Source organism: Deltaproteobacteria bacterium (assembly GCA_016875395.1).
Lineage (GTDB): Bacteria > Myxococcota_A > UBA9160 > UBA9160 > UBA6930 > VGRF01.
Genome location: VGRF01000002.1, coordinates 209,691 through 234,933, shown reverse-complemented (window position 1 = coordinate 234,933; position 25,243 = coordinate 209,691). Strand labels below are relative to the sequence as shown.

General features: G+C 71.5%; 24 protein-coding genes. 13 read left to right on the top strand and 11 right to left on the bottom strand.

The genetic code is table 11. The features are described 5' to 3' along the window. Window positions 1–16: 16 nt before the first annotated feature. The 4 genes from FJ091_02855 to FJ091_02840 are packed head-to-tail and all read right to left on the bottom strand — an operon-like array spanning window position 17 to window position 4,987. Window positions 17–1,258 carry a hypothetical protein gene (locus FJ091_02855; GenBank protein ID MBM4382289.1) on the bottom strand — a complete coding sequence of 414 codons (1,242 nt, stop codon included), beginning with the start codon at window positions 1,256–1,258 and terminating at the stop codon, window positions 17–19. Beyond that, window positions 1,258–2,232: an alpha-L-glutamate ligase-like protein gene (locus FJ091_02850; protein ID MBM4382288.1), complete on the bottom strand. Its 975-nt coding sequence runs from the start codon at window positions 2,230–2,232 to the stop codon at window positions 1,258–1,260. The genes FJ091_02855 and FJ091_02850 overlap by 1 nt, the downstream gene beginning before the upstream one ends. Continuing rightward, complete coding sequence (locus FJ091_02845; GenBank protein ID MBM4382287.1) at window positions 2,229–3,833, bottom strand: UUP1 family membrane protein; 1,605 nt, start codon at window positions 3,831–3,833, stop codon at window positions 2,229–2,231. Before FJ091_02845 ends, FJ091_02850 begins: the two co-directional genes overlap by 4 nt. Next, complete coding sequence (locus tag FJ091_02840) at window positions 3,830–4,987, bottom strand: succinylglutamate desuccinylase/aspartoacylase family protein (protein ID MBM4382286.1); 1,158 nt, start codon at window positions 4,985–4,987, stop codon at window positions 3,830–3,832. Before FJ091_02840 ends, FJ091_02845 begins: the two co-directional genes overlap by 4 nt. Before the next feature lie 75 nt (window positions 4,988–5,062). On the opposite strand from FJ091_02840, the gene FJ091_02835 reads away from it, so the two are divergent. From FJ091_02835 to FJ091_02825, 3 genes are all read left to right on the top strand, one after another. Further along, window positions 5,063–5,905: a hypothetical protein gene (locus FJ091_02835; GenBank protein ID MBM4382285.1), complete on the top strand. Its 843-nt coding sequence runs from the start codon at window positions 5,063–5,065 to the stop codon at window positions 5,903–5,905. Next, window positions 5,902–6,924 carry a glycosyltransferase gene (locus tag FJ091_02830; protein MBM4382284.1) on the top strand — a complete coding sequence of 341 codons (1,023 nt, stop codon included), beginning with the start codon at window positions 5,902–5,904 and terminating at the stop codon, window positions 6,922–6,924. Before FJ091_02835 ends, FJ091_02830 begins: the two co-directional genes overlap by 4 nt. 227 nt (window positions 6,925–7,151) lie before the next feature. After that, on the top strand, window positions 7,152–8,285 hold the full coding sequence (locus FJ091_02825) for a formamidopyrimidine-DNA glycosylase (protein MBM4382283.1): 1,134 nt from the start codon (window positions 7,152–7,154) through the stop codon (window positions 8,283–8,285). A 557-nt stretch (window positions 8,286–8,842) separates the two neighbouring features. Here the strand turns inward: FJ091_02825 and FJ091_02820 are convergent. After that, the gene (locus FJ091_02820) at window positions 8,843–10,141 is read right to left on the bottom strand and encodes a selenium-binding protein (protein MBM4382282.1); all 1,299 of its coding nucleotides are present in this window, start codon (window positions 10,139–10,141) and stop codon (window positions 8,843–8,845) included. 63 nt (window positions 10,142–10,204) lie between these two features. Beyond that, entirely contained in the window at window positions 10,205–11,572 is a 1,368-nt protein-coding gene (pabB, locus tag FJ091_02815; GenBank protein MBM4382281.1) for an aminodeoxychorismate synthase component I, read from the bottom strand. A 67-nt stretch (window positions 11,573–11,639) separates the two neighbouring features. On the opposite strand from pabB, the gene FJ091_02810 reads away from it, so the two are divergent. Next, a complete protein-coding gene (locus FJ091_02810) occupies window positions 11,640–12,491 on the top strand; it encodes a hypothetical protein (protein ID MBM4382280.1) in 852 nt (283 codons plus the stop codon). A gap of 22 nt (window positions 12,492–12,513) precedes the next feature. Here the strand turns inward: FJ091_02810 and FJ091_02805 are convergent, their stop codons facing one another. Next, window positions 12,514–12,858 (bottom strand): hypothetical protein, encoded by a 345-nt coding sequence (locus tag FJ091_02805; protein ID MBM4382279.1) that lies wholly within the window; start codon window positions 12,856–12,858, stop codon window positions 12,514–12,516. Between the two features lie 114 nt (window positions 12,859–12,972). On the opposite strand from FJ091_02805, the gene FJ091_02800 reads away from it, so the two are divergent. Beyond that, entirely contained in the window at window positions 12,973–13,374 is a 402-nt protein-coding gene (locus tag FJ091_02800) for a hypothetical protein (protein MBM4382278.1), read from the top strand. A gap of 100 nt (window positions 13,375–13,474) precedes the next feature. After that, entirely contained in the window at window positions 13,475–13,867 is a 393-nt protein-coding gene (locus tag FJ091_02795; protein MBM4382277.1) for a hypothetical protein, read from the top strand. A 23-nt stretch (window positions 13,868–13,890) separates the two neighbouring features. Here FJ091_02795 and FJ091_02790 read toward each other — a convergent pair whose 3' ends face one another. Both FJ091_02790 and FJ091_02785 read right to left on the bottom strand, forming a co-directional pair. Continuing rightward, entirely contained in the window at window positions 13,891–14,151 is a 261-nt protein-coding gene (locus tag FJ091_02790) for a BolA family transcriptional regulator (protein MBM4382276.1), read from the bottom strand. Beyond that, complete coding sequence (locus FJ091_02785; protein ID MBM4382275.1) at window positions 14,148–15,530, bottom strand: cytochrome P450; 1,383 nt, start codon at window positions 15,528–15,530, stop codon at window positions 14,148–14,150. The genes FJ091_02790 and FJ091_02785 overlap by 4 nt, the downstream gene beginning before the upstream one ends. 149 nt (window positions 15,531–15,679) lie before the next feature. On the opposite strand from FJ091_02785, the gene FJ091_02780 reads away from it, so the two are divergent. From FJ091_02780 to FJ091_02750, 7 genes are all read left to right on the top strand, one after another. Next, window positions 15,680–16,081, top strand: a complete 402-nt coding sequence (locus FJ091_02780) for a hypothetical protein (GenBank protein ID MBM4382274.1) — start codon at window positions 15,680–15,682, stop codon at window positions 16,079–16,081. Between the two features lie 72 nt (window positions 16,082–16,153). After that, window positions 16,154–18,298, top strand: a complete 2,145-nt coding sequence (locus FJ091_02775) for a PQQ-binding-like beta-propeller repeat protein (GenBank protein MBM4382273.1) — start codon at window positions 16,154–16,156, stop codon at window positions 18,296–18,298. Between the two features lie 121 nt (window positions 18,299–18,419). Further along, window positions 18,420–19,139, top strand: coding sequence for a glycosyltransferase family 2 protein (locus FJ091_02770; protein ID MBM4382272.1), 720 nt, complete (start codon window positions 18,420–18,422; stop codon window positions 19,137–19,139). Window positions 19,140–19,180: 41 nt separating this feature from the next. Then, complete coding sequence (locus FJ091_02765; GenBank protein MBM4382271.1) at window positions 19,181–20,221, top strand: hypothetical protein; 1,041 nt, start codon at window positions 19,181–19,183, stop codon at window positions 20,219–20,221. Continuing rightward, entirely contained in the window at window positions 20,218–21,534 is a 1,317-nt protein-coding gene (locus tag FJ091_02760; GenBank protein ID MBM4382270.1) for a hypothetical protein, read from the top strand. Before FJ091_02765 ends, FJ091_02760 begins: the two co-directional genes overlap by 4 nt. Window positions 21,535–21,546: 12 nt before the next feature. Continuing rightward, entirely contained in the window at window positions 21,547–21,735 is a 189-nt protein-coding gene (locus tag FJ091_02755) for a hypothetical protein (protein ID MBM4382269.1), read from the top strand. Next, entirely contained in the window at window positions 21,732–23,603 is a 1,872-nt protein-coding gene (locus tag FJ091_02750; GenBank protein MBM4382268.1) for a hypothetical protein, read from the top strand. The genes FJ091_02755 and FJ091_02750 overlap by 4 nt, the downstream gene beginning before the upstream one ends. Before the next feature lie 202 nt (window positions 23,604–23,805). Here the strand turns inward: FJ091_02750 and FJ091_02745 are convergent, their stop codons facing one another. Both FJ091_02745 and FJ091_02740 read right to left on the bottom strand, forming a co-directional pair. After that, window positions 23,806–24,030 carry a hypothetical protein gene (locus FJ091_02745; protein MBM4382267.1) on the bottom strand — a complete coding sequence of 75 codons (225 nt, stop codon included), beginning with the start codon at window positions 24,028–24,030 and terminating at the stop codon, window positions 23,806–23,808. A 1-nt stretch (window position 24,031) separates the two neighbouring features. After that, window positions 24,032–25,234: a CoA transferase gene (locus tag FJ091_02740; protein ID MBM4382266.1), complete on the bottom strand. Its 1,203-nt coding sequence runs from the start codon at window positions 25,232–25,234 to the stop codon at window positions 24,032–24,034. Between the last annotated feature and the right edge of the window lie 9 nt (window positions 25,235–25,243).

Genomic DNA, 25,243 nt, shown 5'->3' with positions numbered 1-25,243 from the left:
CGCGGCCCGGCTCGCCCTACCTCACCAGCCCGACGCGCGAGCGGAAGAAGCCGCCGAGGTCGAGGCCGGTCACCCCTTCCGCGGTGGCGCGGAAACCCGCGGTCGTGACGGGCGCTTGCTGGCGCGCGAGAACGGCGACGACGGCGTCGAGGCTCACGCGGTCGCTCGTCTCGCTGCGGATGAGTGCGTCGAGGTCGCGCAGCACGGCGACCGCGCGCGCAGTCTCGGCGCCGGAGGAGCGCGTGCCCGCGAGCTGCGCGCCGCGGCCGCGGCGCTCGAGCTCGTCGAGCGCGTTCGCGTGGCGCCGCTTCGAGACGCCGCGCGAGCGCACGAGCAGCTCGAGGCTGTAGTACTCGGCGAGGCCCTCGACGACCCAGTCGCCGTCGTCGCCCGCGCGCGCGCGGGTGACGGCGTGGAAGAGCTCGTGCAGGATCGGACTTGTTAGGTCGGGGGTGATCAGGGGCCGGTCGGCATGGATGAACACCGAGCTCGGGCCCGACAGGCCGCCGCGCCACATCGGGTCGCCCGCAGACACGATCAGGATTCGATCGGGCAGCTCGCCGAGCACTGCCTTCAATCTCGGCAGCGTCCAGCGCATCAGCGCGAGCAGGTCCTGGCGCCGCACGCCCTGCCCGACCGGGCCCGCCACCGCGACGCGCGAGCCCGCGATGCTCTCGCGCAGCACGCCGATGTTGCCGAGCGCGAACCAACCGATCGGGCGATCGAAGTTCCGCGTCGCGTGCTCGACGCGATAGCTGCCATCGGCGAGGCGCTCGTACGGCACCGCAATCTTCCAGCCCTCGGGTACGCGCAGCTTCAGCGTCGAGCGCGAGCGCGAACCGACGTTCGAGCGCACGCGCGCGGGCGGGAACAAGTCGTCGCCGCGCAGCAGCGCCCAGTCCTCGGCGCAGCGCGCGTCGTAGGCCGACGACGTGCGCAAGTTGTCGACGCGGAACACGTACTGCAGCGCACCGCCGCGCGCGGGTGGCTCCCAGCGCACGCGCGCGCCATCCACGACCACGCGGCCGTCGCCGCGAAAGTCGACGTGCCGCTTCGGGTCGATCTGAAGCTCGATGAAGCGCACCGCGAGCGCGCCGGTTCCGAGGCGAATCGTGGCGTGCGCGAGGCGCTCGCTCGGCACGATGCGCGCCTCGAAGGTGGTGACGTAGGCGGTGCCTCGAGGCGCGGGCGCCTGCTGCGCGAGCGCCGCGCTCGCCAGCGCGAGCAGTGCAGCGAGCAGCACCACCGCGCGCCGCATCACGCCGCCCGCCGCGCCTGCGCGATGCGCGCCACTTCGCGGCCGAGCGCCACGCGAGCCTCGATCGACATGTCGTTGCTCTCGCCCTTCTTCCATTCCCCTAATGCCTCGTCCACCGCGTCGAGCCGCGGGCCGAGCCCCGCGCGATTCGCCAGCTGGATCGCGAGGCCCGGGCGAGCGTTCAGCTCGAGGATCGCGGGGCCGAGGTTCGCGTCGATCACGACGTCGGCGCCGACGTAGCCGAGGCCGGTGCGCGCCGCCGCGGAGACCGCGGTCGTGAGCACGTCGTCGAAGCTCGGGATCAGGAAGCCGATCAGCGCGTGGCCGTTGTCGGGATGCTTCGCGATCGACTCGCCGCGAAACATCGCGTGCGTCGTCTCGCCGGTTCCGAGATCGATTCCCACGCCGAGCGCGCCTTGATGCAAGTTCGCGCGTCCGCCCGACATCGACGTCGGGAGGCGCGTCATCGCCATCACCGGAATGCCGCGGTAGACGATCACGCGCAGGTCGGGCACGCCGTCGACGGCGAGGTGCGCGATGCGCGCGTCGATCACGAGCTTCTCTTCCACCATCGCGACGTCTGCGTGGCCCGCGAGCGAGTAGAGCCCGGAGATGATGCCCGCCGCGTGGTAGACGAAGTCGTCGGCGCTGACGACGCGCGAGCCGCGCATCATCTTCCCCTCGCGCACGTCGATCACGAGAATGCCGTTGCCCATCGCGCCGCGCGCGGGCTTCAGCACGAACGCCTTTTCGCCCGCGAGTTGCGGCAGAAGGCGCTTCGCCTGCGCGTGCACCTCGGCGACCGCCAGCAGCCGCGGCACCGGAATGCCCGCCTCCTGGCACATGCGCTTGGTCGCGAGCTTGTCGTCGACGAGCGGATAGAAGCGCCGCTCGTTCACGCGCAGCGTGTACTTCTGATTGCGCGCGTTGATGCCGAGCACGCCGAGCGCGTGCAGCCGCTTCGGGAGCATCACGCGGCCTCGGCGTTCGGGTCATGCGCGAGCGAGCGGAAGCGCAGCAAGTCGGCGATGCGATAGCCGGTGTAGCCGCCGATCCAGATCAGCACGCCCATCGCGCAGAACGTGAGCTCGGGGAAGGTGAACATCAGGTACTCGGCGCGCGCGCTTTGAAAGAGCGGATGGATCGTCGCCGCCACCGCGGTCGAAATGCCCGCGCGCACCGTCGCCTCGCGCACGCCCTCCTCCGCGGCGGTGATGAAGATGCGCTCCGTGAGCATGGTGAGGATCACCATCGGGAAGAGCACGCCGGCGAACAGGGCCGAGGTCTCGGCGTCTTCGCCGACGAGCGCGAAGCCGGCCACCAAGAGCACCACGGTGCAGAGCATGATCGAGAGGCGCGGCACCATCAGCAGGCGCAGGGACTCGAGCGCGCGCCGAAGCACGATCGCGAACAGAATCACGCCGACGACCAGCGCCAGGCTGCGCCACAGCGAGTACTCGCGCAGCGCGAGCGAGATGAGAATCGGCATGAACGTGCCGTACGTGCGCACGCCGACGACGTTGCGGAAGAGCGCGATCACCACCGCACCGAGGGGGATCAGCAGCAGCACACGCAGCGCGGCCTGCGTGGGAAGCGGCAAGCGATAGAAGGAGAGGAACTCGAACACCGGGTTGTCCGGGGTGAGCAGATTCGCGACCTCGTCCGCGCGCAGGTGCTCGCGCAGCGAGCGGTAGCGATGGCCGATGTTCGTGACCGAAGTCGCCTCGACGTTGGGCACGAGGCCGCGGCCGAGCACGAGGAAGTTCTCAGGCCGCCGCGCGAAAAAGCCCTCGGGGCTGCCCTCGAGCGCGCTCGCGTGCATCGGCACCCACTTGTCCGCGATCCACACCTCGCTCCACGTGCGCTCGCGCGGCGTCGCGTCGGCGCGCAGCTCGAGCCCGTGCACGACGCGCGCCGGCACGCCCGCGGCGCGCATCAGCGTCACGAGCAGCAGCTCCTTGCCCGCTTCGCTGCCTTCGCGGTTCGCGAGCACGAGCAGCGGATCCTCGGGGCCTCGCTCGATCGTCGCGACCTCGTTCGCGACGGCCTGATAAATCATGCGAATGCGCGCCGGCAGATCCTGCGAAGACGGCAGCTTGAGCTGCTCGAGCCGCGCGACGATCTCTGGCGCATCGATCGGCAGCTGTGCTGCGGGAGCGAGATACAGCGCCGCGACCCCGCGCGGCGGCGCCGGGAAGCTGCGGCCCTCGGGCAGCGGCGCCTCGACGGCGCTCATCTGCACGTGAAGCGCGTACACGACCTCGTGGATCGGTCCGATCACGCCCGACCAGACGCCGATGCGGTTGCCGGTCGCTTCGTCGCGCGTCGTGAACTCGAGCCGGTCGTTCGTGGGCTTCTCGTCGAAGAGGGTCTGCCCGGCTTCGCTGTTCGGCAGCAGCGCGCGCACGCTGCCGCGCGTGTTCGCGCCGCGCACGTTCACGCGCAGCTCCACCTGCCACGGGCCCACGCCCTCGGCGACGCGCAGCGGAATTCCGTAGCGGAAGTGCTTCACGCCGAAGACCGCGAGCCCGAGCAGGGCGAGCAGCGCGCCGACGATGAGCGAGGAACGGCTCATTCCGGCGCCGCCTCCGGATCCATCTCGCGCCCAGCCTCTTGCTCGGCCATCGCATCCGCATCCTCGCTCGGCGCAGGCAGCGCGGGCTCCTCCGCGGCAGTCGCCGCCGCGTCGATCCCGAGGTGGAACGCGGCGTACCCGGGGATCACGACCTGTGGAACGGCCATGCCGATGATGCGACCGCGCAGCGGCGACTCGACGGATTTCGTCTCGTTCGTCACGGGGTCGGTGACGGTGCCTAACAGATCACCCGGCTGCACCTGCTCGCCGAGGCGCCTGCGCGTGAAGAAGATCCCGCCGTCGTCGACGCGCACCCAGCGCGCTCGCTGGTAGACGCGCGGCGCGTACTTCAGCGGCGCGGCGTCGCTCATGCCCAGCGTGGCGAGGATGTTGCGCACGCCCTCGACGCCCCGCGCGATCTCGCGCTCCTGGAAGCGCAGCGGCTCACCGGCCTCGTACGTGATCGCGCCGATGCCCGCTCGCCGCGCCGCGCGGCGCAGCGTTCCATCCTGCCCCGGGTCGTGCACGATGAGAGCGCCACCGAAGCCCTTCGCGAGTGCGAGCGAGCGCTCGTCCGTCGTGTCGGTGCGCACCTGCGGAAGGTTCGTGCGGTGAAACGAGCCGGTATGGAGGTCGATCAGCGAGCTGCAGTGGCGCACGACGTCGTTCCAGAGCGACCACGCGATGCGCGAGGCCGCGCTGCCGGAAGCGGTGCCGGGAAAGAAGCGGTTCAGATCGCGGCGATCGGGCAAGTAGCGCGAGGAGCGGCGGAAGCCGTGCAGGTTCGCCACCGGCACCGCGATCACCATGCCCGAGATGCGCCGAGGTGTTAGGCCTTCCACCACCTTGCGCACGATCTCGATGCCGTTCAGCTCGTCGCCGTGAATGCCGGCGATCAGGCACACCGTGGGCCCCGGCGTCGCGCCGCGCGTCACCAGGACCGGCAGCTCGGTGTCGGAACCGGCGAACGACTCGCTCGAGCTCAGGAAGAGGCGCCGCTTGTCGCCGGGCCGAACGCGCTTGCCGAGCAGCTCGACCTCGTCCCAGTTGGTCGAGGTCACGGTGACCGGAGGCGTCGCTGCGATGTCGGTTTGCGCCGCCGCGGGAGCGCCCACGAGCACGCAGAGCGGGAGGAGCGTGGCGAGGGCGCGCATCACGCGCGGCACGGTAGCCGCGAGGAAGTGCGGAAAAAGGGGATTGCGCCGCGCGAGCGCGACTACCGTGGCCTGATGACTCGCGCCGGCGGACACGGGATGGAGGCGGTGCTCGCTGCGGATCCGCCGGCCGAGTTTCCCGCCGAGATCGCGGCGAGTGTCGACGCATGGATCGCTTCCGCAGTCGAGCGCGCGGCGCCGCTCACCTTCAGCGAGATCCGCAAGGGCGTTCAGGCGCTTTCTCGGCGTTACACCCTGCGCCGCGACCCGGGCGACGCGCTCGCTTCGCCTGCGAAGCGCGCCGCGTTCGCCGCCTACTTCGCACCGCTGCATCTCGCGACCGCGTATGGCGTCGTGCGCGCGCTGCCCGAGCGCGGCTTCACGGACACGGCGCGCATCGTCGACCTCGGTGCAGGCAGCGGCGCGGCGGGCGCGGGCGCTGCGCTCGCGGCGCCGAGCCACCCGCCGATTCTCGCGCTCGAGCGCTCGGGCTTCGCGCTCGCCGAAGCGCGCCGCACGTACGCCGCGTTCGGCCTGCGCGGCGAGACGCAGCGCGCACAGCTCCCCCTCGGCATCCCGAAGCTCGCGCGCGGCGATGTCGCGCTGCTCGGCTGGTTACTCAACGAGTGCGACGACGACGCCCGCGAGCGCGTGTTCGGCGCGCTCGAACGCGGCCTCGCCGCCGGCGCGCGCGTGCTCGTGCTCGAGCCGCTCGCCGGTCGTGTGGTGCCGTGGTGGGACGAAGTCGCGGCGCGCTTCGCCGCGCTCGGCTGCGCGAGCGGCTCGGTGCGCTGGACGATGCAGCGCCCCGAGTTCGTCGCGCGCATGGACAAGGCCGCACAGCTCGATCACCGCGAGCTCGGCGCGCGGGTCCTGTTCGGACCGCTCGGGCAGAGCGACAGCGAGATGCGCGCGTGATCGGGGCGCACAGACTGACGCCGCGCGTCTCGGTGCTGCTGCCCGTGCGCGATGCGGAGGCGACGCTCGCGTGCGCGCTCGCGTCGGTGGCGCGGCAGAGCGAGGCGCGTTTCGAGTGCGTGATCGTGGACGACGGCTCGCGCGACGAGTCGCGCGAGATCGCGCAGCGCTTCGCCGCACGCGACGCGCGCTTTCGCGTGATCGCGGCACCGCGAGAAGGGCTCGTCGCGGCGCTGAATCGGGGCATCGCGGAGTGCGGCGCACCGCTCGTCGCGCGCTTCGACGCCGACGACGTGATGCGACGCACGCGTCTCGCGAAGCAGTGCGACGCGCTCGACGCGGACCCTGCGCTCGCGGGTGTGGGCTGCCACGTGCATCTCTTCCCGCAGCGCGCGATCTCGGAGGGCCTGCGCGACTACGGCGCGTGGCTGAACTCGCTCGCGAGCGCGGCCGACATCGCGCGCGACGCGTTCGTCGAGTGTCCGCTCGCGCATCCGACCCTCGTGTTGCGCCGCGAGCTGCTTCGGAGCCTCGGCTATCGCGAGCGCGGCTGGCCCGAGGACTACGACCTCGTGCTGCGCGTTCTCGCATCCGGGCGTGCGCTCGGTGTCGTGCCTGAGAAGCTGCTCGCCTGGCGCGACGGCCCCGCCCGGCTCTCGCGCACGTCGCCCGCCTACGCCCAGGCCGCCTTCACCGCGTGCAAGGCCGAGTACCTCGCGCAGGGCTTCCTCGCGGCGCACGAGCGCTACGCGCTCTGGGGCTACGGCGGCACCGGGCGCGCCCTCGCGAAAGCGCTCGCCGCCCGCGGCAAGCAGCTCGGGCGCGTGATCGAGCTACACCCGCGCCGGCTCGGTCAGCGCATCCACGGCGCCGAGGTCGTGCCGCCCGCCGCGCTGCGCGAACGAAGCGCGCTGCCGCTCCTCGTCTCGGTCGCGGGCTCGAAGCCGCGCGCCGAGATCCGCGCCGAGCTCGCCGCGCTGGGGTACGAGGAGCGACGCGACTTCGTCTGCGCCGCCTGACACCCGCGGGACGTGCAACGGGGACGTACGTGCATCTCGCTCGAACGCGCCCGGTGGCGCGCACTGGGGACGTACCTGCACATCTGCGCGCACCTGGGACGTACGTGCACCGTCTTACGCGTGAGAGTGTGCACGTACGTCCCTAGTGCGCGGTTCTGTGCACGTACGTCCCTGGTGCGCGGTTTTGTGCACGTACGTCCCCTGTGCGCGTTTCGTAGAGTGCGCGTATGCCCGAGCTCCCCGACATCGAGCTCTATCGCGAGGCGATCGAGCGGCGCCTGGTCGGGAGGCGGCTCGAGGGCGTGCGGCTCGCGAGCATCTCGCTGCTGCGCAGCGTCGAGCCGCCACTGGCGGAGCTCGCGGGGCGGCGGCTCGTGACGACGCGCCGGCTCGGCAAGCGCGTCGTGCTCGGCTTCGAGGGCGAGCTGTTTCTCGTGATCCACCTGATGATCGCGGGCCGCCTGCGTTGGCGCGCGCTCGGCGCGAAGCTGCAGCGCCGCTACGCGCACGCCGGCTTCGACTTCGAGAACGGCACGCTGCTGCTCACCGAGGCCGGCACGAAGAAGCGCGCGACGCTGCACGCCGTGCGAGGCGAGGCGGCGCTGCTCGCGCACGACCCTGGCGGCGTCGACCCGTTCGCGTGCGACGAAGCCGAGTTCGCGGCGCTGCTCACGCGCGAGCGGCACACGCTGAAGCGCACGCTCACCGACCCGCACGTGTTCTCCGGCATCGGCAACGCATACTCGGACGAGATCCTCCACGCCGCGCGTCTCTCGCCGGTGCAGATGACGACGAACCTCGCGCCCGAAGAAATCGCGCGCCTCTTCGCCGCGACTCGCGAGACGCTGCGCGCGTGGACCGAGCGCCTACGCGTGCAAACGGGCGATGCGTTCCCGGAGGAAGTCACCGCGTTCCGCCCCGAGATGGCGGTGCACGGCAAGTTCAAGCAGCCATGCCCCGTCTGCGCAGCGCCGGTGCAGCGCATCGTGCACGCCGAGAACGAGACGAACTACTGCGCGCGCTGTCAAACGGGGGGACGCGTGCTCGCGGATCGCGCGCTCTCGCAGTTGTTACGGAAGGACTGGCCGCGCACGCTCGAGGAGCTGGAGGAGCGGCGGCCGAGCATGCGTGCGGCACGGCCGGTCGCGCCGGCGCAGCCCGCGCCCACGCCAAAGCCCGCAGCGGCTGAGCCGAAGCGCGCGCTCACCTGGGATGGTGCGCGTGGGATCCCGGGCGTGCAGGCGCCGGCGAGTAAAGACCCAGCAGCGTCCGCAGATCCGCGATCACGAGGCGCGAGTCGAGAAATCCCGTCGAGTAGATCTGGCGCACCGCGCCGTTCGCGTCGACCACGAACACCTTGAGCACGTGGCGCAGAGAGTCCGGCGCTTCGGGCGTGCCCGGAATCCACACCGCGTCCTGCCCGAAGTCCTCGAGCACGGGTCGCAGTGCGCTCTCGTTCGCGGCGGTGAGGAAACGCCAGCGCCCCTTCGGTGCGAGGCGCTCGCGCAGTGCGCGCATCTGCGCGGGCGTGTCGCGCTGCGGGTCGAAGCTCACCGTCACCAGCTCGACGCGCTTCGCGACCTCCGGCTGCTTCGCGAGCTCGCCGTCGAGGCGGTGCAGCATCGCCGTCGCGAGCGGGCAGGCTTCGCCGCACTGCAGGTACACGAACGAGATCAGCGCGAGCTCGCCGGTCTCGAGGCCGATCAGCGGCTCGGGCTTCGCGCTCGTCCCCAACAAGTAGTGCTGCGCCACGCGGTCGATCGGCGGCAGCTCGTACGTGCCGGCAGCCGGCGCCGCGAAACGCTCGCGCTCGGCGGGCGGCGGCGCATGGTGCTGCGCGTGTGGATTCGCGTGGGCGGCGAGCGCCCCGAGCGCGAACCCGATCCCCGCGAGTACCGAGCGCATCGCTTCTCCCGAGCTACTTCGCCACTTCACCGCCCGCCGCGCCTTCCGCGGGCAGGCCCCAGAAGCCGAGCTGGCCGAAGTGCATGTGATGGGGCCGGCCGAGCTTCGCCTCGGTGAAGTCGATCGCGAAAGTGGGCGCGAGCTTGGCGCCGTCCCAGGTGAACGCTTTCAGGAACTGCTCGTCGGGGTGGCCCGTGCCGTCCCAGTTCGCGAGCAGCGAGCTGGTGAAGTAGAGGCGCTTCCCGTCCCAGCTCTGCGAGACCATGTTCACCTGCGAGCCGATCTTGTGTTCGTACACCTGCTTCGCCGCGCGCGGGCTGCTCACGTCGAACACGCGCACCGTGCCGTCGAAGAAGGTGTCGACGAACAGGAACTTGTCGTCGCGCGAGAGCGAGATGTCGACGGGCAGCGGAACCTTCGCGGGGTCGCCGATCGTGCCCACCTCGACCGCCTCGAACGAGCCGTCCTCCTTGCGGAAAACGCCCCAGATCTTCGAGGTGAGCGCGGTGCTCGTGAACGCGTACTCCGCGTCGGGCGCGAGCGCCCAGCGCACTTCGAGCGGCGCGCCCGGCACGTCGAGCGTTTGCAGCGCCCGCCGCGCGTGGAAGTCCCACACCACCATGGTGTTGCCGAAATTCTTCATCGCCTCGGCGTCGCCCAACAGCTCGGGCAGCTTGCGCATGTAGTTCTGGTGGCCCGTGAACGACGACGAGAGCATGCGATTCAGGTGCGCGTTGATGCGCAGGTCGTAGCCGTAAGGGGCGCCCTCGGGCATCGACACGGTGCGCACCAGCGTGCCGTCGTTGTTGTACTCGGCGAAGCCGGTGCGCCCGCCGAGATCCTTCGCGTTCGAGAGGCCGGTGATCAGCATGCGGCCGGGGATCGGATAGAACGTGTGCGGGCCGACCCAGCCGGTCTTCGCGGGGAAGTCCTCGATCGTGCGCAGCAGCTTCGGCGCTGCTGGATCCGTCGCGACGTCGAACACGAAGATCTTGCTCGAGTCGAGGCCGCCGGCCCAAAGGTGGCGGCGGTCGTCGGTGAAGCCCGCGTGGTGCGCTTCGTTGCGCCCGCCGACAGAGAGCGAGTGCACGACTTTGCCGTAATCACTGCGGCTCGGGTTCGCGCCGACCGTGACGAGCTTGTCCGAGCCGTCTCCGAGGCCCTCGACCCCGAGCGTCCACACGTAGATGAAGTCTTCCTGCCCGACGATCTTGGGCAGGTACGGCGACTGGCAGGTCTCGTCCGCCTGCGCGGCGAACGCCGCGCCGAGCGCGACTGCGGCGGCGAGCACGAAACGAAGCGCGCGATGCATGGTGGGCCTCCCGAGGAAGGAGGCGAAGCTACCACGCGAGACGCGCGGCTCGGCAGCGCGCGCTCAAACCTTCGCGCCGGCGGCGCGCAGCAGCGCCGCGGCCTTCGCCTCCGCCTCGGCCCACTCCGCTGTGGCGTCGCTGTCCGCGACGATGCCGCCGCCCGTGTGCAGCGCGATGCGTCCCGCGGTCAGGAACGCGCTGCGAATCACCACCGCGAGATCGCAGCCACCGCGCACGTCGAGGTAACCGAGCGCACCGGCGTAGAGGCCGCGGCGCGCGCGCTCGATGCGCGCGAGCAGCGCCATCGCCGCGAGCTTCGGCGCGCCCGTCATCGAGCCGGGCGGAAACGCGGCGCGAATCGCGCCCGTCGCATCGAGCTCGGGTCGCAGCCGTCCTCGCACGGTCGAGACGAGCTGGTGCACCGTGGCGTACGACTCCACCGCGAACAGCTCGGGCACGTGCACGCTGCCGAGCTCGGAGACGCGCCCGAGATCGTTCCGGGCGAGGTCCACGATCATCAGGTTCTCCGCGCGGTCCTTCTCGCTCGCGCGCAGCGCCGCCGCCTCGGCGCGGTCCGCCGCGGGGTCCACACGGCGCGGGCGCGTGCCCTTGATCGGGCGCGTCTCGAGCCAGCGCGCGCCGTCGAGCTTCAGGAAGCGCTCGGGCGAGCTGCACGCGATCGCACCTTCGGGCAGCGCGATGAAGGCGCCGAACGGCGCCGGGTTCGCGGCGCGCAGCGCGCAGTAATAAGCGAACGCGTCGCCCGCGAACGGCGCTTCGAGGCGATGTGTGAGGCACGCCTGATAGAGCGCGCCGTCCGCGATGCGCTCGCGAATCAGCGCGACCGCCTTCGCGTGCTCCTGCGCATCGAAGCCGCGGCTCACGTCGGAGCGTGCGCGCTGCGGCGCGGGCGCTTCAGGCCACGCTGCGGACGGCGCGTTCGCTGCGAGCTCGCGCGCAGCCTGCGCCGCCTCGCGCGCGCTCGCTCCCGCGCACAGCGCGATCGCCCAGACGCGCGCATTCAGGTGATCACACGCGAAGAAGCGGTCGACGCGCAGCGCGAACGAGCCCAGCGGAACGGGCGCGTCGTCCTGCGCGATCGGCACGCGCTCGAAGCGCGAGCCGAGCTCGTAGCCGAGCCCCGTGACGACTCCGCCCACGAACGGCAGCGCGCACGGCTCAGCGTCTGCGCACTCGACGCGCGCCCCCGCAGCGGGCAGCAGCGCGCGCAGCGCGGCGAGCGGATCGGCCGCGCCGTCGAGGTGCGCGAGCTGCGCGGGCTCGGCGCCCGCGAACGAGAAGCGCCCGAGCGGCGCGCCGACGAGCGCGCTGTCGAGCCACCAGAAGCCGCGGCGCCGTGCGAGGCCCGCGACGAGGGCGAGCCAGTCGCACGGGATCGGCGCAGCGCTGTAGGCGTAAGCGGGGGGCATCGGGGCGCGGAGGCTAACGGCGAGAGCGGAGATGCACGCACGTCCCCGTTGCACGTACGCTCGGTCGATGCGCCACGTCTGCATCTACCACGCGGGCTGTCCCGATGGATTCGGGGCCGCGTGGTCGGCGTGGCTCGCGTGGGGGGAGCGCGGCGCGTACGTGCCGCGCGGGCACGAGGACCCGCTGCGCGCGCACGAGCTCGAGGGCGCGTACGTGCTGTTCGCCGACATCGCGCCGCCGCCGCGCGCGTACCGGCCGCTCGCGGAGCACGCGGCGCAGCTGGTGGTGCTCGATCATCACGTCACCGCGCAGCGCGACTTCGAGGCGGACCCGTTTCTCGCCCGCGAGCTCGAGCGCTCCGGCCACCAGGTGCGCTTCGACCTCTCGCGCTCCGGCGCCGCGCTCGCGTGGGGCGCGCTGCATCCGGACGAGGCGCTGCCCGATCTGCTCGCCTACGTCGAGGACCAAGACCTCTGGGCGTGGAAGCTGCCGCGCAGCCGCGAGGTGAACGCGACGATCGCGTCGCATCCGCGCGAGTTCCGCGCGTGGAGCGCGCTCGCTGCGCAACCGATCGAGGCGCTCGCGGACGAGGGCGCGCCGATCCTGCGCGCGTTTCGCATCGAGATCGAGCGCGCTCTCACCCACACGCAGCCGCTCGCGATCGGGCCGCTGCGTCTCGAGGGCGTGAACGCGCGCACGCAGCGCGCCGAGATCGGCCACGAGCTCGCGCTGCGCGCGCGCTACGGCACGCCAGCCGGCGCGGTGTTTCGCGTCGAGGGCCGGCGCGTGGACGTATCGCTCTACTCGATCGGCGACTGCGACGTCGCCGCGATCGCGACCTCGCTGGGCGGCGGCGGCCACAAGAACGCGGCGGGCTTCTCGGTCGATCTCGCAGAGTGGCTCGCGCGCTTCGTCTGACGGGCGAGGTCAGCGCGCACCGCTACGCGCCTTCGATGCCCCCGCGTGCGGCGCAGGCGTCCTTCGTCATGAACTGCATCGATTCGCCGATGCGGCAATTCACGATGCCTTCGCTGACTTGGCCCGGTGAGATCGTGCGCGTCGTGCCCGCCTCGTTCTCCTTGCGGAAGTAGTCGTCCACGGCGCCCTTCTTCGGCTCCGCAGCTGCGGCCGGCTGTGTCGCCGTGCTCGGCGTGTTCTGTTTCTTTCCGCCGCTGTGCTTGTCGATCTTCTCGATGCCGCTGTCGAGCTCGTCGAGCACCCAGCAGCCACTCAGGGCGGGTAGGAGCAGAAGGGCCAGCGACGCGGCCAGGATTCGTCGGGTCATGGGAAACGCCTCGTCCGAACTCGCACTCGGCTGAAGCCCCCTCGCGGTTCGTGACGGCCACTACAGCCGGCCGCGCGTTTCTTCCGATGGTGCACGGGCCCTCAGGAGGCCTTCATGCGCACCTCGCTCCGCGCCGTCGCTCTGCTCGCTCTTTCGCTCTCGTCGCTCGCCTGCGTCGTCGAGACTGGCGGCCACGCGCCGCACCGCGCCGCGGTTCGCCGCCCAGGGCCGCCGCCGCACGCGCCCGCACACGGCTACCGGCACAAGCATCACGATCACGATCTGGTGTTCGACTCGGCGCTCGGCGTGTACGTCGTGGTCGATTTGCGCGACGTCTGGTTCCTCGATGGCAGCTACTTCCGCATCGTCGGCGACCGCTGGGAGATCGCCGTCGGCGCGAGCGGCCCGTGGCGGGCACTCGCGTACGAGCGCGTTCCCGCGAAGCTCTACAAGAAGCGCCACCCGCATGGCGGCCCGCCGGGACAGACGAAGAAGCAGGGCAAGTCGAAGCACTAGAACCCGTCTCGGACGCGCACCCGGCGACGAGAGGAATCTCGAGACGGGTTCTAACAACCGCTCGGCTGGAGACGCCGGTGATCGCTGCTAGGGTGATCGCATGCTCACGGCACGCCTCACGCTCGCGGCCGTCCTGGCTGCGCTGCTCGCGTGCGCCGAGCCCGCGCCGGCGCCCGAGGAAGTCGCGCTCGAGTTCTGGAGCGCGGCGGTAGCGGGAGATGCGGCGGGCGCTGCGCAGCTCGCGAGCCCCGACGAGTCGGCTCTCGCTCAGTTGTTAGGGGCGAGCGCGCGAGAAGAGCCGCCGGCCATCGGCGCCGCCGCAGTCGCGGAGGACGACGCACTGGTCGAGACGATGTTCCTGCGCGAAGGCGTCGCCGCGCCGCTGCGCTTCCACACGCACCTCGCGCGCGGCGATGCGGGCTGGCTCGTGCAGCTGCGCGAGACCGCGGACGAGCTCGCGCGCGCGCAGGTCACGCCGCCCGCAGCCGACTAGACGCGCGCCCGGCGACGGGAGGATCAGCTCGGCGCGCGCGCACTCACGGCGCAGGCATGAATGGCGCCGCCGATCCAGTCGCCGAGCGCCTCGTACACGAGCCGCTGCGCGGCGACGCGGCTCAGCCCCGCAAAGCGCGCCGACGTGATGTGCACGCGAAAGTGCGAGCCCGGCGCGCCGTGACCGACGTGCAGGTGGCTCTCGTCCACCACCTCGAGCTGCGCCGGCGCGAGCCGCTCGCGCAGCCGCGCCTCGACCTGCGCCTTCGTGACGCCGTCGCTCATGCGCCCCTCCGCGGCGTGAGCCGCAGCCTCACCCCGTGCGCCGGCTTCAGCGTGAGCTGTGGACGCGCCACGACGGGATGAGCGGGGTCGATCTCCACGTGGAAGCGCTGCAGGACGCGCGCGAGCACCGCGCGCAGCTCGAGCAGCGCGAAGTCTTCGCCCACGCAGCGCCGGCCGCCGAGGCCGAACGGGAGATAGGCGAACGCGTGGCGCGGCTCGTCGCGCGCTTCGAGCCAGCGATCCGGGTCGAAGCGCTCGGGCTCGTTCCAGAACTCGGGATGCCGGTGCAGGAAGTAGACGGCGATCAGCGCGGTCGCGCCCTTCGGAATCAGCACGCCGTCGATCTCGTCCTGCTCGCTCGCCTCTCGCGGAATCGCCCAGCCGGGCGGATGCAGGCGCAGTACCTCGCGGATCGTTCTCCCCAACAAATCGAGGCGAGCGAGGCCCGCGAGCGTGGGCTCGCTGGCAGCGAGCTCCGCGTCGGCCTCGGCTTCGAGGCGCGCCCGCAGCGCGGGGTCCCGCCCGATCTCGTAGAGCGACCAGCTCAGCGAGACCGCGGTCGTCTCGTGGCCCGCGTTCACGAACGTCATCAGCTCGTCGTAGAGCTCGGTGTCGCTCAGCGCAGCGCCGGTCTCCTCGTCGCGCAACCTCAACAACAACCCGAGCATGTCGTCGGGCAGCGGGTCGAGCCGCCGGTGCGACGCGATCATCTCGCTGACGAAGCCGTGCACCCAGCGCAGCGCCTCGTTGATGCGGCGGCTCCGCGCGGTCGGGATCCAGCGCGGAACCGGCAGCACGTGATCGAACAGGTACTGGGCGTAGCTCGCGGCGAACGTGGCATGGCGATGGAACGCGTCGGCGTGCTCGCGCACGTCGCTGCCGAACATCGCGCGGCACACGATGTCGAGCGCGGTCTTCGAGAGATCGGGCGCGACGTCGAAGAACTCGCCGCTCGCTCGCTCGCGCTCCCAGCGCGCGAGCAGCGCGTCCGCGCCCGCGACGAGATGCGGCACCATCGCCTCGATCTTCGCGCGCTGGAACGCGGGCACGATCATGCGGCGCTGGCGGAGCCACTCGTCGCCGTCGACGAAGAACATGCCGTTGCCCGCGATCCTCCGCAGCTTCGCGATCTGCGGGCCCTTCGTGTAGTTGCGCGCGTTGCGGATCAGCACGTGGCGCGCGTACTCGGGGCGCGCGAGCACCACGACGCGTATCGGCCCGCCCTGAATGCCCACGGCGTCGCCGTGATCGCGCAGCGCGCTCCCGACGGCTTCGAGCGGATCGGCGCGCAGCGCGCGCATGAACGGGAACGGCGTGCGATGGCGAACCCCGGGCGGGAACACGGCGCGGGCGCGATCGGCGGGTATGGCGGCGGTCACGGCAACCTCGAGGCGCTGCGCGGAACGTAGGCGAATGCGCGCGCGCTTCACGGGGTGTGCGCATCGTCACATCGACGCACGCGACCTCGAGCTCCCGCCATGAATCGAGCGCGGGGTCGCGGCGTCGCAGTGCGCAGGAGGTTCTCAGGATGCGTTTCCAGATCACGCGACTTCGCGCTGCGGCAGCCGCGGCGCTGCTCTCGGTCTCGCTCGCCGCGCCTGCCCTGGCGGGCCACGATGACTGGGACGACGACGACTACCGCTACCGCCGCGGCTACCCCGTGCACGAGCACGGTCGACATTGCGACCACGACTGGGACCGGGGACGCCGTCATTGGCGAGGTGGCTGGGGCCACGACCGCGGTTATTACGGCCGCGACTACTACAGCCGTCACGACCACGACTACGGCTACGGCTGCCGCCCGTGCGGCAAGCGCTGGGGGAGTAGAGACAAGTTCCACCGCCACCTGCGCAAGTACCACGGCATTCCGTCGCACTTCGTGCCGAACGTGGTGATCGCAGTCGACTGGGGCTGGCTCTTCCGCGGCTGACGGATCTGCACTTCGGAGCGGCGCACGTCCTCCGACACGAATTAGTGTCGCGGCGTGCGCCGCTTGCGTTTCGTGCCTCCCACGGCTCTCGCAGCCCTCGCGCTCGCCTGCGGCGGCGCCGCGTCGCATCGCAGCACGGGCGCCGCCGCGTTCGAGGGCGCGCGCGCGAAGAGCGCCGAGGCTTCGCACGAGTGGCGCACGTACCTGAACGACGGACAGCACTCGCCGCTCGCGCAGATCGATCGCACGAACGTGCGCGAGCTGCGCGTGGCCTGGGAGTACGCGGCCGGCGGCGTCTCGCAGTGCGCGCAGATCCAGACCAACCCGCTCGTGGTGAACGGCGTGCTCTACGGCGTCTCGCCTTCGCTGCGCGCGTTCGCGCTCGATGCCGCGACCGGCGCGGAGCTGTGGAGCTTCGATCCCGCGGCAAGCGAGCGGCCCGGCCTCGCGCCGAGCCGCGGCCTCACGTTCTGGGCCGACGGCGAGGACGAGCGCGTGTTCTTCGGCGCAGGCGCTGCGCTGTGGGCGCTGAACGCGCGCACCGGCGAGCCGATCGAGAGCTTCGGGGACGCGGGCCGCGTCGATCTGCGCGAAGGGCTCGGGCGCGACGCCGATGCGCAGTGGGTCGCGGCGACGACGCCGCCCGCGATCTACCGCGATCTCGTCCTGATCGGCGGGCGAGTCTCCGAGCTCGGTGACGCCTCGCCCGGCCACGTACGCGCGTTCGACGCGAAGACCGGCGCGCTGCGCTGGACGTTCCACACGATCCCGCAGCCCGGCGAAGCGGGACACGAGACGTGGCCCGCCGAGGCGTGGCGCACGGCCGGCGGCGCCAACTCGTGGGCGGGAATTCGCGTCGACGCAGCCCGCGGCATCGCGTTCGTGCCGACCGGCTCCGCGACCTACGACTTCTACGGCGGCGATCGGCGCGGCTACAACCTCTTCGCGAGCTCGCTCGTCGCGCTCGACGCAGCGACCGGAGAGCGGCGCTGGCACTACCAAGTCGTGCGCCACGACGTGTGGGACCGCGACCTGCCCGCGCCGCCGAACCTGATCGCGCTCGAGCGCGACGGCAGGCGCATCGACGCCGTGGCGCAGGCGACGAAGAGCGGCCACGTGTTCGTGTTCGAGCGCGAGAGCGGCACGCCGCTGTTCCCGATTCGCGAAGTGCCCGCGCCCGCGAGCGCGCTCGAAGGCGAGCAGCTCGCGGCGACGCAGCCGCTGCCCGAGCGCCCGCCGCCGTTCGCGCGCCAGCACGTGCGCGAGAGCGACCTCACTCAGCGCACGCCCGAGGCGCACGCCGCCGTGCTCGCGCAGCTCCGTGCCTTCTCCAGCAGCGAGCCGTTCGCTGCGCCAAGCGAAGCGGGCATTGCGCTGCTGCCCGGCATGGATGGCGGTGCGGAATGGGGCGGGCTCGCCTGGGATCCCGAGACTTCCCTGCTGTACGTGAACTCGCAGGAAGTTCCCTACGTGATCCAGATGGCGCGAGCACCGCGCGTCGCGGGTCTCGGGAGCGGCGGCCGCGCGGCGTACCTCTCGCTGTGCGCGGGCTGCCACGGCCTTCAGCGCGAGGGGGGCGGCGGCGTGCCGGCCCTGACTGATCTGGGCGAGCGCCTGGGTGCGCTCGAGGTGCGGCGCATCGTGCAGGAAGGACGCGGGCGCATGCCGGCGCTTCCGTTGTTAGGGAACGCCGAGATGGCGGCGCTGCTCTGGTACCTGTTCGAGCCGCTCGGTCCCGCGCGGATCGAGGAAACGCCCGCCAGCGACGTGCCCAGCGGCGCGATGTTCCCGCGCTACATGCTCGCCGGGTACCGAAAGTTCCTCGATCCCGACGGCTTCCCCGCGATCGCGCCGCCGTGGGGCACGCTCAGCGCGATCGACCTCGCGCGCGGCGAGATCGCGTGGCAGGTGCCGCTCGGCGACTACCCCGAGGCGCTCGCGCGCGGCATGCGCGGCCTCGGCGCCGAGACCTACGGCGGGCCCGTCGTCACCGCGGGCGGGCTCGTGTTCATCGCGGGCACGCCCGACGCGAAGCTGCGCGCGTTCGACAAGGCGAGTGGCGCCCTGCTCTACGAAGCCGATCTGCCCGCGGCCGGCTTCGCAACGCCCGCGGTCTACGAGGCCGCCGGCCGCCAATTCGTCGTGATCGCCGCAGGAGGCAGCAAGCTCGGCCGCCCGAGCGGCGACCGCTACGTCGCCTTCGCGCTGCCGGAGTGAGGGCGGGACGTCGTCGCGCGGCGGAATCGCGGATTTTGCGTCTGACGCTGGCTCCGCGATCTGTCCGCTTTCGCCCGCTCGCGTCCTGTCGTGTCTCGCGTCCTGCTAACTCTCGCGGCGCATGACGTCCCGCCCGCTGCGCGTCTCGGTAGTGATTCCAGCGCTGAACGAGGAGCGCACGCTGCGCGCCGTGGTGGACGCGGTGCGCGAGGCGCTCTCTGCGTACGACCTCGAGGTCGTGATCGTGGACGACGGCTCGAGCGACGCGACGCCGCGCGTGATCGCGGAGCTCGCCGCCGCGGACTCGCGCGTTCGCTGCGCGCGTCACGAGCGCCCGCGCGGCAAGGGCTCGGCGGTGCGCACCGGATTCGCGCTCGCGAGCGGCGACGTGCTCGTGATCCAAGACGCCGACCTCGAGTACTCGCCCCGCGACATCCCGAGCTTGTTAGGGCCGATCGAGGCCGGCGTCGCCGACGCCGTCTACGGCTCGCGCTTCCTCGGCGCCGAGCACAGCGTCAACTACTTCTGGACCACGCTCGCGAACAAGCTGATCACGCTCACCGCGAACGTCGTCTACAACACCAACTTCACCGACCTCTACACCGGCTACAAAGCGATGCGCGCCGAGCTCGTGAAGCCGCTGCACCTCACGGCCGCCACGTTCACGATCGAGGCCGAGCTCACCGCCAAGCTGCATCGCACCGGCGCTCGCTTCTACGAAGTGCCGATCCGCTACCGCGCGCGCAGCTACCGCGAGGGCAAGAAAATCCGCGCGAGCGACGCGCTGCGAGCGGTCAGCGCGATCGTCGCGCATCGCTTCACGCGCCTGAAGGCAGGCTGAACGCGCGCTCCGCCGCCGCGCGCGCGTGGCAGAATGCGCGCGTGCCTCGACTCGTCGCCCTGATCCCGCTCTGCCTCGCGCTCGCGTGCGCTTCGCCGCTCGCGGCGCCCTCAGCGCAGCGCGCCCCGGCGGTGCGCACCTCGAGCGCCGAGTACGCGCTGCCCGCTCGCGTCGGCTCCTTCGATCTCGCCCGGCGCTCGGACATTGCGGAAGCGGAGGCCGGCTTCGGCGCGAGCTACGCGGGTGAGGACCCCGCGCTGCGCCTCGACTTCTACGTGTTCTCCGCACTCAACTTGCCCCGCCAGGTCTCGGTCGCGGACGCGCTCTGGGCGCAGTACGAGCAGACCAAGCGCGAGGTCGAGTACGCCGCGGGGCAGAACGAGTGGAAGATCGCTCTCGAGCTCGAGGAGGTGTCGCGCGCGTCGACGAAGTGGGGCGAGGTGGACGGCATCCAGGCGAGTTATCAGGGCACGCATCCGAGCGGCGAGCCTCTGCAGACGCGCGCGTTCCTGACGCTGCTCGGTACCGACTTCGTGAAGATGCGCGCCACGCGTCTCGGCGTTCCCAGCGCCGAGGTCGACGCCGCGATCGACACCGCGCGCCGCGAGTTCCTCGCGGAGCTCGCGCTGGTGGTGCAGCGCCCGGAGCGCGATCTCGCGGTCTCGATCGAGCACGACCCGGAGCGCGGCGGCCCCTGTGAGCTCGCGCTCGCCCTCCTCTACGCACTCGAGATCCAGCGCGCACTGGAGCGCGGCGAGTGGCTCTCGACCTTCGAGCGCGAGGCGCGAATTCGCGACGCCATCCTCGCGAAGCTCGCAGACGACGCGAAGACGCAAGGACTGTGCGAGCCGTCCGAGACCGGGTCCGGAGCGGAGCTCCGCGCCGCACACCTGGCCGGCTTCGGGCCCGAGCTGCTCTGGACGACCCAGCGCGCGTCGTTCTGGAGCGAGCCGCCGGGATTGCAGCTCGACGAGTTCCGCGAGTTCGTGGAGGCGCGGCCAGACAGGCAGTTGCCGGCGCGCATTCCCGTCGTCGTGCACTGGGCGGACCCGACGCCAGCCGCGAGTACGACGCCGAAGTGACGACGCCGTCGCCGACCGCGCGGGACCGCATCGCACTCGGCGCCGCGCTGCTGCTCTTCTTTGCCGCGCTCGCGCACTTCCAATTCGCATCGCCGCGCCTCTACGACGGCGACAGCTACTTCCACGCGCGCGCGGCGCAGCAGCTCGCCGAGCACGGCGTGCGCCGCGAGTTCCCGCAGACCGCATTCAGCACTTGGCGCGATCGCTACAGCGACAAGGACTTTCTCTTTCACGTCGCGCTGATCCCGTTCGTCGGCGAGAACGCCTCGGTGCCCGGCGCGAAGCGCGCGGCGCTCGCGCTCGGCGCGCTCGTGCTCGGCGCGTTCGGCTTCGCGCTCGCGCGCCTGCGGGTGCGCTTCGCGTGGGCGGCCGTGCTCTTGCTCGCCGCGAGCGAGCCGTGGATCTGGCTGCACCTCGTGAAGGTGCGTCCACACCTGTTAGGCCTCGCCTTGCTGCTCGTGGAGATCGTGCTCGTGCTCGAGGGGCGCTGGAAGACGCTCGCGCTCGTCGCCGCGGCGCACACGCTCGCGCACACCTCGTTCCTCACGCTGCTCGCGTTGCCCATCGCCCACACGCTCGCGTCGCGAATGCGTGGGCAGCCGCTGCCGTGGAAGCCGGCGGCGGGCATCGCGCTCGGAATCATCGCCGCGTCCCTGCTGCATCCCTACTTCCCCAACAACCTCTCGATCGCCTTCGACCAGGCGATTGAAGTGGCGCGCAGCGTTTCCGGCGCGCGCGCCGACGTGCCGCCGGACGTGTTCGGCAGCGAGCTGATGCCGATCTCGCTCGCGGGCATCTTGCAACTGTGGCCCGTGTGGGCGGGCGCGCTCGCCGCAGGCGCTGCGCTGCTCGCGCGCTGGCGCGTCACGCCGCCGTCCAGCGAAGCGCTCACGCTGTTCGGCTTCGCTGCGGCGCTGCTGCTCGCGTGCGGGCTCGCGAATCGCTTCGCGTTCTTCCTCGTGCCCGTCGCCGTGCTCGCCGCCTGGCGCGCCGCGAGCGAGTGCTTCGGCGAATCCCGCCCGCGCGAGTTGTTGCGGAGCGGACACTGCGCAGCGCTCGGCGGCGCACTGGCGCTCTGCATCGCGCTCGGCGCTGCGCGAACGCTGCCCGCGCTCCCCGCGCGCATCGCGGCGGCGGAAGCGCCTGCCGAGAAGCTGCGCCCCGCGATCGCGTTCCTCGATCGCCGCGCGCAGCCGAGCGACGTCGTCTACCACAACTTCTGGATCCCGTTCGCGCCGCTTTACTACTACCGCCCGAACGGCACGTACATCGAGGCCCTCGATCCGATCTTCTTGTACCGCTTCGACCCCTAGCTCTTCGCGAAGATGCTGCGCGTCTACCGCTGGGACGCGAGCGACGCGCACACGATCGTGGCGCGCGACTTCGGCGCGCGCTTCGTGTTCGTGCAGAAGAGCGCTGCGGAGCGCACCATGGCGCTCGGGCTCGCGCGCGATGCGCGCTTTCGACTGATCTACAACGACGCGCACGCGCTGATCTTCGAGGTGACGCCGTGAGGCTCAGGTTTGCACTCGCTGTGCTGATGTTCGCTGCGCTCGCGGAGGCGGAGGCGCCGGCCGCGCGCGTCGAGCGTTTCGAGATTCGCGCGCGTGGCGACGCGTTCGGCGGTGCGGCATTCGGCGAGGCGGGCGCGTACGAGAAGATCGAGGCGGTCGCGCACGTGAGTGTCGACCCGGCGCACGCGGCGAGCTCGGGAATCGTGGACCTCGCCCTCGCGCCGCGCGATGCGCGCGGTCGCATCGCGTACGACACGGATGTCGTGATCCTGCGCCCGAAGGACGCGGCGCGCGCGAACGGCACGCTGCTGCTCGACGTGCTGAACCGCGGGCGCAAGGCGGCGATGGCGTCGCTCAACGACGCGGCGGTTTCGTTCACTCCGGGCGAGCCGAGCGACGGCACGAGCGACCCGGGCAACGGCTTCGCGCTGAAGCGCGGCTTCACGCTCGTGTGGATCGGTTGGCAGGCGGACGTCGTCGGCCCCGGCCTGATGAGTGCGCGCTTTCCGATCGCGCGCGATGGCGACGCGCCGATCTCGGGCCCGGTGCAGCTCGAGATCGTGTTCGATCACACCACGACGCCCGCGCGCATCGCGCTCCCATATGCGCTCGCGAGCGTCGAGGCGCCGCAGGTCAGCGTGAGCGTGCGTGCGCGCCAGCCCGACGCGCCGCGCATGCTCGATGCGAGTGCGATTCGCGTGATCGACGCGCGCACGCTCGAGATCGACCGCCCCTCGGACATGGACGCGGGTGCGATCTACGAGATCGTCTACACCGCTCGCGACCCGCTTGTTACGGGCCTCGGCTTCGCTGCGACGCGCGACGTGATCTCGTTCCTGCGCTTCGCCAAGACCGACGCGCGCGGAACGCCGAATCCACTCGCGGGCGAAGTGAAGCGCGCGCTCGCGATCGGCTTCTCGCAGTCGGGCCGCTACCTGCGCGACCTGCTGTGGCAGGGCTTCCACGTCGACGGCGAGGGCCGCGCGCTGTTCGAAGGCGTGCTCCCCGTGATCGCGGGCTCGCGCAAGACCTACACGAATTGGCGCTGGGGCCAGCCCGGACGCTTCTCGCGCGCGCACGAAGAGCAGCGCGTGCCGGGCAACCAGTTTCCGTTCACGTACGCCGTGACGACCGATCCCGTGACGAGCGCGCGCGACGGCATCTTCGCGCGCTGCGGCGAGACGAAATCGTGCCCGAAGCTGATGCACGTCGACACCAGCGCCGAGTTCTGGCAGGCCGGCGCGTCGCTCGTGGGCACGGACGGCGCCGGCCACGACGTCGCGTTCCCGGAGAACGTGCGCGCGTACTTCATCGCCGGCGCCTCGCACGCGCCGGGCATGACTGCGCCCTGGTGCGAGCTGCCCGCGAACCCGGTGAAGTACTCGCCCGTGATCCGCGCGCTCGTCGTCGCGATGGAGCGGTGGGTGCGCGGCGAGGCCGAGCCGCCTGCGAGCGTGTGGCCGCGCCTCGCGCAAGGCGAGCTGCGCGAGGCGGCTGCGAACGAGCCGCGACCTAACAACGTGCAGCGCGTCGACTACGCGCGCGTGCCGCCAGCGGTGGTGGGAGAGGGGTGGGACCCGCTCGTGCCGAAGACGGACGCAGATGGGAACGACGCCGTGGGCATTCGGCTGTGGGCGCTCGAGGAGAAGCGAGGCGTCTATCTCGGCTGGAACGTGCGAAGGGAAGGGTTCGCGAAGGGCGAGCCGTGCTTTTTGTTTGGCGGCTTCAAGCCATTGGCTGAGGACGCGAGCGATCCGACCGCTCCCCAAGGCGCAAAGGCTGCGTTCGATCTCTGGCAGGCGCGGCTGCTGCTCGGCCCCGAGTACCACGAAATCGCGAAGCGCGCGCTCCGAAGCGTGGAGCCGTGAACGGCGCGCCACTCTCAGGGTGCGTTCACACTCCGAGCAAGAGCGAGGAAGCTCGCGAACCCAGCCGCGCTCAGCGCCGTGTAGATCACGAGCACGCCGCCGAAGCGATCCTTGGCGAATCGCCGAGCGATCTCGCGACTGCGGTCACGACCGAACAAGACGTAGTGGCCGACAAATGCGACGAGTGGCTCCAGCACGACGGTTACGAGAGTTCCGACCTCGCCGACCCAGTCCAAAGCGTCGAGGAGAAAAAAACGCTCATGAAGTTGCACATCGCGAGGCCGGCGATGTGCGTCTGCGCGAACGACTCCGGTGAGTCGAGGAACTTGCCGCCGAGCAGCGGCGCGAATCGGTAGGCCGCGGCGTACATGCGCTGGTAGTCACGCCACAGTTTCCCGATCGGGGAAGGGTCGGCGCTCTCGCTCACCTCACACCACCCCACGCTCCCTCAGCCCCGCCAACTCCCCCGCCGTCACGCCGATCTCGCCGAACACTTCCCCGTTCGCTTCACCCAGCTCCGGCGCGAGCGCGCGCTCGCGCGGTACGGCGCCCGAGAGCTTCAGCGCGTTGCCGTGGAACACGACCTCGCCGAGCTGCGGGTGCGGGTGGCGCTCGATCATGCCGCGCGCCACGAGCTGCGGGTCATCGAGCAGCTCGTGCGGCGAGGAGACGCGCGCGACGGGCACGTCGACGCCGCGCGGGCCGAGCGCGGCGAGCACTTCGTCACAGCTGCGCGCGCGCATCCACGCGGCGAGGATCGCGGTGAGCTCGGGCCGGTTCGCGGCGCGCATGCGGTGGCTCTTGAAGCGCTCGTCGCGCCCGAGCTCGGGGCGCGCGATGCCTTCGCACAGCTTACGGAAGAGCTTGTTGCTGGCGGTGCCCACTACGACGAAGCCGTCGCTCGTGGCGAAGCAGTCGTACGGCGACGTGAACGGGTGCGCGTTGCCGACGCGCTCCATCTTCGCGCCGATGCCGGCGTAGATCGTCGCGGCGGAATCGGCGATCGCGAAGATGCAGTCTTGGTTCGAGAGATCGAGCACGCGTGCAATGCCGGTGCGCTCGCGCTCGAGCAGCGCGACGACCACGCCGAGCGCGAGGTAGAGGCCGCCCACGAAGTCCGCGGTGGCGCCGCCTGCGCGAACGGGTGTGGCGTCGGGGAAGCCCGTCATCGCGAGCAGGCCGCCGGTCGCCTGCGCGACGATGTCGTAGCTCGGCTCGCCGGCGCGCGGCCCGGTCTGCCCGAAGCCGCTGATCGCGGCGACCACGAGGCGCGGATTGCGCGCCTGCAGCACGTCCGCGCCGAGGCCGCACTTCGCCAGGTAGCCCGCGCGGAAGTTCTCGACGAGCGCATCGGCGCGGTCGACGAGCTTCAGTAACAACTCGCGCCCTTCAGACGTGCGCACGTCGAGCGTGATGGAGCGCTTGCCGCGGTTGTTGTTCTGGAACGAGAGCGAGGTCTGCCCCGGCGGCGACGGGCCCGCGCGGTAGTCGTCGCCGGTGCGCGGCGCCTCGATCTTGATCACCTCGGCGCCGAGGTCCGCGAAGATCGCGGTCGCGAACGGACCCGCGACGACGCGCGTGAGGTCGAGAATCCTCAGCCCAGCAAGCGGTCTGCCGGGATTGCTCGCCATGCGCAGCGG

Excerpts from the sequence above, each read along its gene's own strand:
- FJ091_02800 (MBM4382278.1), top strand. The coding sequence starts at position 12,973 with ATGCGCACCTCGCTCCGCGCCGTCGCTCTGCTCGCTCTTTCGCTCTCG.
- FJ091_02795 (MBM4382277.1), top strand. The coding sequence starts at position 13,475 with ATGCTCACGGCACGCCTCACGCTCGCGGCCGTCCTGGCTGCGCTGCTC.
- FJ091_02805 (MBM4382279.1), bottom strand. The coding sequence starts at position 12,858 with ATGACCCGACGAATCCTGGCCGCGTCGCTGGCCCTTCTGCTCCTACCC.
- FJ091_02770 (MBM4382272.1), top strand. The coding sequence starts at position 18,420 with ATGACGTCCCGCCCGCTGCGCGTCTCGGTAGTGATTCCAGCGCTGAAC.
- FJ091_02855 (MBM4382289.1), bottom strand. The coding sequence starts at position 1,258 with ATGCGGCGCGCGGTGGTGCTGCTCGCTGCACTGCTCGCGCTGGCGAGC.
- FJ091_02790 (MBM4382276.1), bottom strand. The coding sequence starts at position 14,151 with ATGAGCGACGGCGTCACGAAGGCGCAGGTCGAGGCGCGGCTGCGCGAG.
- FJ091_02825 (MBM4382283.1), top strand. The coding sequence starts at position 7,152 with ATGCCCGAGCTCCCCGACATCGAGCTCTATCGCGAGGCGATCGAGCGG.
- FJ091_02820 (MBM4382282.1), bottom strand. The coding sequence starts at position 10,141 with ATGCATCGCGCGCTTCGTTTCGTGCTCGCCGCCGCAGTCGCGCTCGGC.
- FJ091_02810 (MBM4382280.1), top strand. The coding sequence starts at position 11,640 with ATGCGCCACGTCTGCATCTACCACGCGGGCTGTCCCGATGGATTCGGG.
- FJ091_02835 (MBM4382285.1), top strand. The coding sequence starts at position 5,063 with ATGACTCGCGCCGGCGGACACGGGATGGAGGCGGTGCTCGCTGCGGAT.
- FJ091_02840 (MBM4382286.1), bottom strand. The coding sequence starts at position 4,987 with ATGCGCGCCCTCGCCACGCTCCTCCCGCTCTGCGTGCTCGTGGGCGCT.
- pabB (MBM4382281.1), bottom strand. The coding sequence starts at position 11,572 with ATGCCCCCCGCTTACGCCTACAGCGCTGCGCCGATCCCGTGCGACTGG.
- FJ091_02780 (MBM4382274.1), top strand. The coding sequence starts at position 15,680 with ATGCGTTTCCAGATCACGCGACTTCGCGCTGCGGCAGCCGCGGCGCTG.
- FJ091_02740 (MBM4382266.1), bottom strand. The coding sequence starts at position 25,234 with ATGGCGAGCAATCCCGGCAGACCGCTTGCTGGGCTGAGGATTCTCGAC.
- FJ091_02755 (MBM4382269.1), top strand. The coding sequence starts at position 21,547 with ATGCTGCGCGTCTACCGCTGGGACGCGAGCGACGCGCACACGATCGTG.
- FJ091_02845 (MBM4382287.1), bottom strand. The coding sequence starts at position 3,833 with ATGAGCCGTTCCTCGCTCATCGTCGGCGCGCTGCTCGCCCTGCTCGGG.